Raw genomic sequence first — 11726 nt, 5'->3', positions numbered from 1 at the left:
GACGCCGCGCGGTGAACGTTTTTCCCTTCATAGCAGATTAAAATTAGAAAATTTGTCTAATTCATCACCACTCTATTTTTGGGGAAGCGTACACAAGCGCAGTCAAAATTACAGCGTGGTGGATCAGGGTGTTTCGTATCTCAATCTGATGCTGGATTACCGGGCTGACTTCCTTGTGGAATACAACGAAGCCTATGGCGAAAGCCTTAAACGAACCGATATAGACTGGTCGCAGAGCCGGATCATATTCGTTTCCCCCTCTTTTACGGACTTTCAGAAACAGTCGACCAATTTCAAAGATCTGGGCATTGAGCTTTGGGAGATCAAGCAGTTTGAGAATAATCTGCTCACGATTGATCAGATCAAAAAGTCCAGGTCAGCGCCGAGCATTAAGCAAATGCAAAAGGGTGACGATTCGGAAATAGGCAAGCTCGCCAAAGAAATCAAACCTTACTCGGAAGAAGATCATTTGTCGGGCAAGAGCGACGAGACGGTCGAACTGTATGAGACTTTTAAGAATGCGATCCTTAACCTGGGACCTGATATCGAGATCAAGCCCCAAAAAATGGTAATCGGGTTTACGGTGAAAGGAAAGGTATTTGCCGACGTGCTTGTCTTGAAAACAAGTCTGAAATTCTGGATCAATCTGAAAATTGGAAGTTTGGACGATCCTAAGCATCTGTCCAGGGATGTTTCGAACATTGGGCACTGGGGCAATGGCGCCTATGAAATCAGGGTCAATGATGCCGCGAATCTGGAGTACATTATGAGTTTGGTCAAGCAGGCGGTGACTGTGTTGTATTAGTTTGGAGTTAGGGAATAGTACTTGCTTTCCAAAAACGACTCGGTATTTTCCGAAGCCATGATCTCCCACGCATTTTTGTTGTCAAAAGTCTTTTGCAAAGCAGCTTTTTTGAATGTTGCATAATCATCTTTTTCAGGTAGTAGGCGCTCTGTCATGAAGAAATCCGTCCCGAACAGCATTCGTTTTTGTAGTATTAGGTCTTCTAAATATTTAAAGAATATCGGATGTGTTTTTGGGTTTCCGACGGTAAAAGAAACATCCGTATAGACACCGGGGTATTTTTGGATAAGTCCCTGAATCTGTGAACACCAGTTTTCCTGCTTCATGCCGAAGAGCTCTTTGGGAGTAATTCCATTGGCTTCATCCAGCACGTGGTTATCTCCCCCAAAATGCGCAAAGCAGATCTTTAATGGCGTGCCTTTCTTATTAAAGTAGTCAAGAAGCGAATCAAAACTGGCCGGTTCCAGAAAGTAGGAGCAGGTATTCAGATTGCGATTGTTATCATTTTGACCTAAAATCCATTTAAGGCGATTCACTGAATTATCAGGAGTTGGAGGCGGTGTGCCTTGCCCAAAATTTTCAGAATAGCGCTGCCCGGAGTAAACATCGAACGGGTTCAGGCTTGCATTGACAAACGCCGTGTCGTTATTGTAAATCCCGCCCAGATAGCTGCAATGGCTCAGAACCGGCACACCGTTTTGCGCAGCCCACTCAAATGTTTCTTTTAGCTTCTCGTCAAAAGCATAGAATCCAAGACTTGGGTAAATTTTCAGGCCTACGAATGGATAAACCGACCTTCCGCCGCTTACCTGTACTTTTGTGTCAAAATACCGTTCTACGGTCTCTTTCAATTCTCTACCGGTACCTTTCCATCGCGGATCAATGCCCATAAAGACCAGCAGGTTGTCAGGATTTTCTTTTTTGACTTCAATAATGCCTTCCAGCTGCCCTTCATAGCCAGTTTGTGACGGTCCCGCGCCGCAATGCTCCATGTACATGGTAAGTGCGACGATTTTGATATTAGGATCATCGTCATATTGTTTTCTCAGCAATTCAAATATTTCCCGCTGATTCCGGCTTTTGCCAACCTGTAAAAAACTTGCATAACGCTTACCGAGGTTACCGCCCAGCTTCGATAAGAGAAACTGAAATAGGGCCGAAAAAACCAAGGTGTTTGTTAACTTATCTACCAGCCATGCAGCTAAATCAGGCAAAAACATGTTAAGAAAATTCCTCGGCGCATTCCGGATATTGAAAATGTGGCTGTGTACATTATAGAACTGCATTGTCGGGCTTAGGTTTAGTTGCTTTTTTCAAAAGGTCGAACCAGAATGGGGCGCCAAAACTCGCGGCAAATCCTGAGATCAGGATGCCCATTAATTTAATCAGCACATCTCTCCAAAATCCCTCCGTTTGTTGAGGATTTGATTTGTCTTGGAAGAGATTGTATTGCAGACCAATGGGTAGTTTGGTTTCTCTAATCAGTTGTCTAAGCTCGCCCTTAAGACGGGTCTGAGCTGGGGTGGATTCCAATTGTAGTAATGCTGTCAATCTACTTTGAAGCATGTTCGTCTGTGCCTTAGTCAGTGGAACTGATGCGATCGTTGATTGGAGTTGGGCGGATGAAATTGAATCGTCATAAAAGTCTGGATGCTCCTTATAAAAGCGAACTACTTCGGCAGCTGCGCGCGGATTATTTTCATAAAATTTAAAGAGCTCAATACTATCAACATTAATAACCAGAGCAACAAGTGCACCCAGAAGGAACAGCCTTTGCCGCGTGAGTTTCTTGTACCATAAGGTAAGCCTTTGGGTGAATTCGCCAAACCATTTTTCGAGGTATTCGACCAGATAGTTGTGCAGCTCCACTTCGTTGATTGCGCCGCCCGGACCGGTTGCAGACTTTAATTCGGCGTAATTCATAGCCTGTCTGAAAAGTGAAACAAGATCACTCTGCTTTAAAACAAGCGTAGCGTATTTGAAATTTTTCAAAAGTGCTGATTGATAACCGACAATTACGCCATTTGCATGAAGGTTACTTATCTGGCTTTGAACAATAAGCGAACTTCCAACCACCTCAATGAGCGTTTCAGCAAATAGTTTGGGGGAAATTTCATTGGAAGGTTTTTTTGCATCGCGGCTCAGCAGATCAACAGTTCCGTGAGAATAAATCCGGTCGGCCCAGTTGATCCCGTTGACATTGTCCATCAACTGTTTATAAAGATAATCCTTCATAAACTTTCCACGCTCGGCGATGATCTGGATCATTGCTTCCAGAATGTAACTACAAAACAATGCAAACAACGCCCAGCTGACGACAATAGCCAACGCGGTAGTGAGAATAGGAATGTCTGGGAGGATCATGATATAAGAGGTTTAGAGTAGCATTACCAGCTGAAATAAAGAGATGCTGATATGCGCTATTTGATCGTATTGCTTAGGACATTTAGTCCAACCATTACACCAATGGCAAAGCTTCGTTTCAGGAATGGATCGGAATCATCCGCGGTATTTCCAATGTCGCTGAACTCAAAGAATATTCCGGCGAGACTGATGGTTGGTTGTCCTTTTTTCAGCAAGTGGAGGCCAATATTAAGATCAGCGGTAACCTGGTTCTGTGTGAAACCGTAGTTGAGTGTTGGGGAAAAAATAAGGGCCACTCTGCTGTCCAATGCACCCGGAATGTAGGCATAGTTGCCGCGAAGCCTTAGCTTGAAACTTTCTTCATATTCATCATCAGGCGTATCCTCCGCATATGTTGCCCCATTATCGTCGACCAATGTTACGGACTGAATTGAGTCAGCTGGTGTACCGTAGGGCGTATTGCTAAGCCTTTTAACTTCGACCTTACTCAAAGCGGAGTAGTTGTTGGTTTTGGTGAATGTAAGCGATCCGCCGAAAATCTGGCCGCTTGTCGCATCGCGGGCAAGGGTTGAATATCCAAAAGTGGAGAGGCCGAATGTAAACCCGTCGAACGGCCGAAAGTCTGACAGGCGGGTATCGAAAGAGTTTTGAGGCCGGTAGAAGCGGAATTGGCTTCTTGTGTATAAACCTGACAAGATCGTGTATTTAAACGAACCCCGTTGATTGATTGGATCTGCAAAAACTCTACGCAATGCATAGTATCCACCTCCACTAAACCCTGATGCGAATTTGGAAGAAGTGAATACACTTCCGAGCCCATCTTCTGTTTTTACCTTGAAACTTAGGCCAAAACCATGACTTGTCTCATTGTAAGGGTTTTGCGGTGCGCCAACTCCTCCGGGTATACTAATGCTTGGAGGTGTGATTGGCGGAGTCGCCTGCCCAGGCTTTTTAAGCTGAAAAATTTTAAAGAGGTTTAGTTTGAGACTGTTGTCTCCAATGTTCGCGCGCGCTGAAAGCAGTGCGCCGTTGTTTGCACCACCCAAGACAGGGGTAGACTCTCCTTGTAAGTCTTCAAAGAAGTCTTGTGCTTTAACTGTGTCAATTGCGAGCAGGGACGCAATTACCGCGACGATAGCCGTATATCTCATTGTCTATCCATTGAAATGTTAAATACTTCATCTAAAAAACCTCCCGAAGTGACGCTCGTAGAATGTACCGAAGGTTTGTCCGGATCTTCATAAGTGTCGGTAGTATCATTGTCGGTGCAGGAATAATTAATATCGAAGTTTGTACCTACTGGTGCCACAAATCGGAAAGTAATAACCATTGTGTGCCCTTCCTCGATTTCTCCTCGAAAGTGAATGATTCCATTATTGTCTTCGATATGTTCTTTACCCGCATAAAATCGTAATGACTGGAAAGCGCCGGTGACAGTCGCGTCGTAAGTAAAATTGACTTTGCTCATACGAAAATTGGGTTATAATTACTGGATAGGGTTTGCAGTGAGATACTCTAAACATTCATTCGCCTCTTCCTTTCGACATGTCAAAATTCGGGACTCTCCTAGCCGCAATAAATACTTGATTATGGTGATTTTATATCCTCAAATCAGGGGATATTCAAATGGGGCAACCAGGAATACACAAGATAATGCGCAGCCGGTGCGGTTGCGGGAGGATTTGTTGCGACAAGAAAATAGGCGCAGCGTTCTGCGAGGATGGGAGATATTAAATGATCTGGAACTTCAATGCGTATTTAACCAAACCGATGGTAGACTGCACGCCGAGCTTTTGCATCAGGTGCTTGCGGTGGGTTTCTACGGTACTTGCGCCGATGAATAGCTTTTCGGCGATTTCAGTCCCGGAATATTCCTGTGCGATTAATCTTAATACTTCCAGTTCACGTTTGGTAATGGCGATGCTTTGCGGCTTGTCTCCGGTAGCTAAGGGGTCTGGCGAATCGTCTTTGGCGAGTACCGTCAGTACTTCTGCACAGTAGTACTTCGTTCCGTTGCAGATCAGGTTCATGGCCATTTCCAATTCGTTTCGATCGGCACTTTTCAATATGTAGCCATCGGCACCCGCGCGGATCGCTTCTTTAATGGATTCAGGCTTGTCTGCGACCGTGAGTAAACAGATCTTAACGTTTGGAAATTGATCACGCAATTTCAGGGTCAATTCAAGACCGCCCATTAATGGCATTTGAACATCGGAAACCACAAGGTCGATTTCAGGATCTCTTTCCAGTGCCGCTAAAATTTGTCTTCCGTTTGTATGTTTTGAAACCACCTCAACATCTTTCATGCTTGATAATAGCATAGCAAGACTATCCAGTAAAATCCTGTGATCTTCGGCAATTAAAATTCGCATAACGTTCGGGTTTGAAATCTCTGTTTAAAGCAGAGAAACGGCTAAATCTCTCTACGATATAACTAAAACCTGTTTATAAAAATCCTGAAATTATAGGATGTAAAATCATGAGAACCGGGGATTTTTGCCGGTATATTAATCGCCCAATTTTGCAGTCAACCTTCAACTTTTAACTACAATTTAAATTCATGTCTTACCCAGTCAAGTATGTTCGTCTGAAAGGTTTCGCGCACATTGGTGTGGCCGTTGATGGCCGGCTAACTCTTATTATGTGTGATAAAAAAGGCAATGCCTATCCGGGCATTGAGCCTATTTTTTTCTCGTTTATTCCGGGAAAAGAACAAGGCACCGTTCCGCCTTCACAGGAAAGTCCGTCGCAGATACCGCCACCCGTGAACCCGCCGATCAAATTTCTGAATATTGATATGTATGCGCAGTTCAATGAGGAAGACTTCAAGCGGTACCAGCCGCTTTGGAATATTATTACACCGCAGCTTACCTGGGCAAGTGCCGAGCTGCCTGCACCTGATACCATGGACAAGATGAACCCGACCGGCCCGCCTCCCTAAGTGGATAAGCTGGGAGAAAAATTCCCGTCGAAACAATCCGATTCGATGGGAATCTTAATAGCTACCCGCGTGCCTGATCCCGGTGGAAGTGTAATGTCCAGCGTCCCGCCGAGCGACTCCAACCTCGTGTGAATGTTTTGAAGCCCCACACCGCGCTTCACCTGATTCTCACCAAGACCAATGCCGTCGTCGGTAACCGCAATATCCACGCCATATTCAGTCCGGCGTATACTGATCCCGGCGAACGAAGCTTTCGCATGTTTGATCACGTTGTTGATAAGCTCCAATATAATGCTGTAAGCATTAAATTCTATCTCAACAGGCAGCCGCTGCTCCATGCCTGCGATGCTCAGCGAGAACTGCAATGGCGAATTCTGGTTAAATTTGCCGACCAGCGCAGCCAATGTTCGTACCAACCCTTCTTTCTCCAACTCAGCCGGAAGGATATTATGTGAAATGTTACGTACCTCCACATACGCATTATGCACCAGGTACTTTACGTTTTGGTAAACGGATTGTTCCGTTTCAGATAAATGCGAGGGATTAATGTGTTGAATACTCATGTTGACGGCACTTAGCAGGCTGCTCAGATTATCGTGTAATTCGATTGCAACGCGTTTCCGTTCAATAGTCTGCCCTTTGAAAAGCGCTTTTTTAATTTCTTCATTCTTGGTAGTAAGCTCGCGATTCGCCTTAACCAATTCCTCCGTCCGTATTTTCACACGGGTTTCCAGCGTGCTGTTGCTGAATGCCAGCTCTGCCTTAGCGGTTTCCAACCTGACCTTTTGTTTGCTAATCAGCATGTTCTTGGCTTGCAGGCGCTTGTTATTCCAGAACAATAAGCCAGCAATTAACAAGATAGAGGCAATGCCAATAAACAGTCCATTGCGGGTCCGGCGCTGGGCCAGCAGTTCCGCCTGCTTCTTTTGCAGTTCGTTTGTTTTATGGATATTGTCGTACTGCGCCTGTAACGTCTCGATGCGGTGAGCAGTCTTTTCTTTTAGAAGACTGTCTCTTAGTAAAACAAAGTGCTCGAACGCAGCAAGCGCTTTTTCCGGCTTCTTAATTTTCTTGAAAATTTTGGAGAGCGCCTCATAAGCTTCCGCCTCAATGCTGCTATTGCCGACACGTTGCGCGACTGCCCGGGCTTTGTTGCAATAACCGAGGGCCTCATTCCATTGATTTTGCCTATAAAACAGATTGCTGATATTCAGTAAAATACTACCTTCCAGATCGACGCTGCCGGTTTTTCTCGCCAATACAAGTGCCCGGGTAAAATGGTCGAGCGCCTGAGGTAATGCGTTCATTTCTTTGTAAACCCAGCCGATCGCATGCAAACCCTGCGCTTCGTACCAGGTGTGATGGTTCCGCTTCGCCAGCCTGTACAATTCCTGATTGACCTGTAGTGCTGCTTTTAGATTCCCCTGCTGCCGGTAAATCGCGCCCTGCACATTCAGAATGGATGATTGTATATAGGAGTCGGGATGTGCGCGCAGTACAGCCAAGCCCTGTGTGCAAAGTTTTGACGCTTTCCCAAATTCTTTAAGACTTGCATAAGAATGCGCCAGCCAACCCAGCGAAGCGGCCATTTTCTCGTATTGCTTCATTTTCTCGGCCAGTGGCAATGCCTTGTAATGGTACCGGATACTTTGATGATAATCTCCACGCACCTGATATAGGTAGCCTGCATATTGGTAAGCGTAAACGAGGTATTCCTCCAAACCCGGTTTTTTGCTAAGTCTGATCAGCGCCTCATTGTAGCGGGAAGCAGAATCAATGTCAACATCCACATAAGCGCGCATCAGCGCTTTGAGTGTTCTGCATGTGAGGGTATCACATACCCAACCGGCAGGTGCAATTCTGATTGTTAGTAAATCCTTTTTAAGACTGTCAATGGCGGCGGTTTGTGCATTGGCTGTTTGCGGCCATAAGATCAGGATAAGCAGCAGTTTTTTCATAGAGGAGGCGTTTGGGTAAACTTAACTAGTATACAGCTATTTACAAAAACAATATCCTTAAGTTTTAGGATACAAAATCGTATTAATCAAGGATTTATATAGTCCCTGGTTCTGGTGACCTTTGAAATGTCGGATGTGAACAAGAAGCGGGAAATTGAATTGGCATTTCTGTGCTCTAGGAAATAGAAAAATGGCAAAGACGCCTGCGTTTAGTAATTACCGTTATTCGGTTGGACGCTTTGATTTCTGCTTGCTTTTGTCTTGGATCTGACATTCTAACAAGCATCACTACTCACCTTAAACAATATAAATCGTGAACACAAAACAGCCAGAAGTCCCGGAAGCAAAGGCAAAACGTTTGGCGCACGGGTTTCGAAGAACGATGTTCGGATTGTCGCCTTCCTTTGTAGAAAATAGTAGAAGCGACCGGTTCGGCTATCTGTTTGATTCAAGATCAAGCCTTAATTATACTCCGGCTAACCGGAAGTTGCTGGAAGACTTAGGGTTGAATATGCTTGAAGACTCCGCAACAGCTGACATTGAAAATAGTACGATTGAATCGGGCTATACGTACTTCGGGCAATTTGTTGACCATGATATTACCCTGGATGTAGATTCAGATATCGATGTCGCCCGCGATGCGCGCACCCTGATTAATTACAGAACGCCAAATCTTGAACTGGATAGCGTATACGGAGATGGACCTGGCGTAGATTCCTTCCTGTATGACGCAGAAGGCGTCAAGTTGCTGATCGCGGATACGATAGTAGGTGGCGCGGACAACACAATTCGGGTTATGCCATTTGACTTGCAGAGAAACATCAACGGCAAAGCAATCATAGGTGATCCTCGTAACGATGAGAATTTGTTTGTTGCGCAGATGCATATGAGCATGATCAAATTCCATAATGCGGTTGTAGATGCAATCCGGCTGGAAGATCCCGCTTTGGCACCTGACAAGCTGTTTGTTAAAGCGCAAACGGAAGTGAGGCGGCACTATCAATGGGTTTTGATGCATGATTATCTTCAAAAAATCATCGGCCAAACAAAGGTGGATGAGATTCTCCTGAATGGACCAAAGCTTATGCCCGCTAGCAAGAAATTCTTTATGCCGGTTGAATTTTCAGTGGCAGCATATCGCTTTGGACATAGTCAAATCCGCGATAATTATCGTTTTAACCAGGTTTTCGATAAATCGGAGTTCTTTTGGGCATTTACATTTACAGGCAGAGTGGTGCCTAGTGACTGGATTATAAACTGGCGCAGCTTCTTTACCGTTGACGGCGTTCCGGCCCATAATATGGCACGAAAAATTGACACAAGGGTGGCTTTTAGCATGAGTCAATTACCAGGCTCAGCGCCTGGTGGTTCGTTTTTTGCCACTTTGTCTTCCAGGAACCTGGCGAGAAGTATCGCATTGAAAGTAGGTACAGGAAATGCCGTTGCAAATAAGTTGGGTGTCACACCATTGACAGAAGAAGAGCTGTTAAGGTCACCTTTTGCAAATCCAACTTCAAACCAGGTGCAGCTTCACGAGCGCACAGTAGAAATTCTCCGGTCAGCAAATAAGCTACTTTTAAAGAAAACACCACTTTGGTACTACGTGTTGAAGGAAGCAGAAGTGATCCATCAAGGAAATCAGTTGGGTCCCGTTGGTGGGGCAATCGTAGGCGAAGTATTTATCCGGCTTTTGAAACAAAGCAAAGATTCATTTTTGAATGAACCCGACTGGAAGCCCAGATTCGGAGTAATGAACAATGATCCGAGTTCTTATAAGATTGTTGATCTGCTGAGGTTTGGCGGGACGTTGGATATAGCTGGGATTAACTGACCCCGAATTATAGATGTATGGCCGACTCCCGCTTCTTAGGCCAAGGCCACTTCGCCAAACCCCTAAAATCATACAAGAATGAAAGGCATTTTTACCAACTCTTACCGGAACTGGTTTTTTAAATTCGGTTCCATATTCATTGTGCTCATAATAACATATGCTATTCTGCATACATTTAAAATTTATGACCAGGAGGAGATTGTAAACTTCACGGACCAGGAACAGGCGAATATTACAGCATTAGTTGACAACTATATTGCCGGTGACAGCAGCAGTCCTGATAAGAAGAGAGTGACAAGCGCACTCAAAGATACTATTGTCAAAAATGTTGAACGGTTTGTGACAACGAGGTACAAGTTAAGTTCAGAAAGCAGGAATGAGCTGAGGGAGGTTTTGATACAGTTTGCTAATTCGGGATTTTCCGCATCCTTCCTAATAGACTTTAAACTGCGCGTTCATTCCTATTTCTGGCTGACCGAAGATGGTGTTTTTCTTGAAATTATCTTTTGGAGCTTGTTCGGAGTTCTTTGCAGCTTATTCTTCTATGTTTCCGAATCAATGGCAAAAGGCGAATTCAAGACAGATCAGGAATATATTCATGCCGCTAAGCTATTGTATGCCCCAATCACAACTTTGGTCGTTTATCTCAGCATTAATGCATTGATTTCCAGTGGGGAAGTAAATCTTAACAACCTGAGGCACGGCTTGATTATTTTGTCCTACGTGCTGGGTTTCTTTTCAGGAAGGACAATCGACCTTCTCGGCAGGATTAAAGATCTGGTGCTGCCGGCTGGAAATAACGAGACTGCACAAAGCAAGGCCGATGGAGATTTCGAGAAGCTGGATGAAGAGGTGCAGCAGCAGCTGATTGTTGAGGCGATTGAGGCAAACGATGAACAATGGCGCTCTACGCTACCCAATATACAGGCCATCGGAAGCGGGAAAAAGTACATCAGGAATAAAAAGACCGCCACCAATGCCATTGTATTCGAAGTTAATAAAAAGGAGCAACTCATAGATGACCTGGACAAAATACCGGAGCGAGTCGAGTTCCAGGGCTATCAGATCCCTACGGATGTGCTGGAAAGGCCCGCTCCGATAGTTACTCAGGCTACAAGGGGGCCAGGAAGCAGCGTCTCGCGCATTAATCTTGACGAAACCGGTACCATTGGCTTAAAAGTTTTTCGGAGAATTGGCAACAATACACAGCCGTTCCTGCTCAGCTGCTACCATGTTCTTTGCAAGCCAGAATTAAGTGCAAACATCCTCAAAATAGAAAATGGGGGTACAACGTTTAACCGCGCCCTTGTATCACCCGCAAAGAGGTTCGATCCAGATGTGACGCACAATATTGTAGCTGCGGTCGAGGACGGCACATTGAACAGTTTCATCGATGCGGCAATCGCAAGGCTGTCCAGCGAGCACGCAATTGACGTATCCGTCGGAGGGATTACTCCGAGTCAGATTTATGATCTGCAGAAAAGCGATGAAGATAGCAGCTTTAAAGTGCAGTCTTGGGGAGCTATCTCCAAACAACCGTCACCTTTCAAGAAAGTTTTGAAAGTGAGTGCTAATCCAAGTATTTATTATGAAGGCATTGAACCGAAGGTGATGAAACAGCTCATCCAAACCGAGAAGATTTCGCAACCCGGGGATTCGGGGGCTCCTGTATTCACCAGCGACGGCAAAGTGGTCGGTATCATTGTGGGTGGCGATAACGTTTCCGTAAGCTATGTCCTCCCAATCCGTAGAATTCTAAATACACTGTCAGTTCAGCTAACGCCAGGTCAACCTTAAATCATACAGAGTCATGAGAAATTCGATTTT

Annotated in this window: 10 protein-coding genes; 4 read left to right on the top strand and 6 right to left on the bottom strand. The window is 45.0% G+C overall.

The features are described from left to right. Positions 1-52 precede the first annotated feature (52 nt). Positions 53-805, top strand: a complete 753-nt coding sequence (locus Q369_RS0118765) for a DUF5655 domain-containing protein (protein ID WP_205624337.1) — start codon at positions 53-55, stop codon at positions 803-805. Here Q369_RS0118765 and Q369_RS0118760 read toward each other — a convergent pair. The 5 genes from Q369_RS0118760 to Q369_RS0118740 form a co-directional block, all read right to left on the bottom strand. Beyond that, positions 802-2091 (bottom strand): amidohydrolase family protein, encoded by a 1290-nt coding sequence (locus tag Q369_RS0118760; protein ID WP_031529320.1) that lies wholly within the window; start codon positions 2089-2091, stop codon positions 802-804. The two genes, Q369_RS0118765 and Q369_RS0118760, sit on opposite strands and share 4 nt — an antisense overlap. After that, entirely contained in the window at positions 2078-3169 is a 1092-nt protein-coding gene (locus Q369_RS0118755) for a hypothetical protein (protein WP_031529319.1), read from the bottom strand. Before Q369_RS0118755 ends, Q369_RS0118760 begins: the two co-directional genes overlap by 14 nt. Before the next feature lie 56 nt (positions 3170-3225). Next, entirely contained in the window at positions 3226-4320 is a 1095-nt protein-coding gene (locus tag Q369_RS0118750) for a hypothetical protein (protein WP_031529318.1), read from the bottom strand. Next, positions 4317-4637, bottom strand: a complete 321-nt coding sequence (locus Q369_RS0118745; RefSeq protein WP_031529317.1) for a hypothetical protein — start codon at positions 4635-4637, stop codon at positions 4317-4319. Before Q369_RS0118745 ends, Q369_RS0118750 begins: the two co-directional genes overlap by 4 nt. 262 nt (positions 4638-4899) lie before the next feature. After that, positions 4900-5541 (bottom strand): response regulator, encoded by a 642-nt coding sequence (locus tag Q369_RS0118740; protein ID WP_031529316.1) that lies wholly within the window; start codon positions 5539-5541, stop codon positions 4900-4902. A 188-nt stretch (positions 5542-5729) separates the two neighbouring features. Between Q369_RS0118740 and Q369_RS0118735 the strand changes: the two genes are divergently transcribed. Then, complete coding sequence (locus Q369_RS0118735; protein ID WP_031529315.1) at positions 5730-6110, top strand: hypothetical protein; 381 nt, start codon at positions 5730-5732, stop codon at positions 6108-6110. Here the strand turns inward: Q369_RS0118735 and Q369_RS0118730 are convergent. After that, positions 6107-8068 (bottom strand): tetratricopeptide repeat-containing sensor histidine kinase, encoded by a 1962-nt coding sequence (locus Q369_RS0118730; RefSeq protein ID WP_031529314.1) that lies wholly within the window; start codon positions 8066-8068, stop codon positions 6107-6109. The two genes, Q369_RS0118735 and Q369_RS0118730, sit on opposite strands and share 4 nt — an antisense overlap. A gap of 313 nt (positions 8069-8381) precedes the next feature. Between Q369_RS0118730 and Q369_RS0118725 the strand changes: the two genes are divergently transcribed. Next, positions 8382-9899, top strand: a complete 1518-nt coding sequence (locus tag Q369_RS0118725; RefSeq protein ID WP_157488246.1) for a peroxidase family protein — start codon at positions 8382-8384, stop codon at positions 9897-9899. A 78-nt stretch (positions 9900-9977) separates the two neighbouring features. Continuing rightward, complete coding sequence (locus tag Q369_RS0118720; RefSeq protein ID WP_031529312.1) at positions 9978-11696, top strand: trypsin-like serine protease; 1719 nt, start codon at positions 9978-9980, stop codon at positions 11694-11696. Positions 11697-11726 lie beyond the last annotated feature (30 nt).

It is taken from the genome of Dyadobacter crusticola DSM 16708, from assembly GCF_000701505.1.
GTDB lineage: Bacteria > Bacteroidota > Bacteroidia > Cytophagales > Spirosomataceae > Dyadobacter > Dyadobacter crusticola.
The sequence above is the reverse complement of the archived record's forward strand: the minus strand, read 5'-3'. Positions and strand labels throughout refer to the sequence as shown.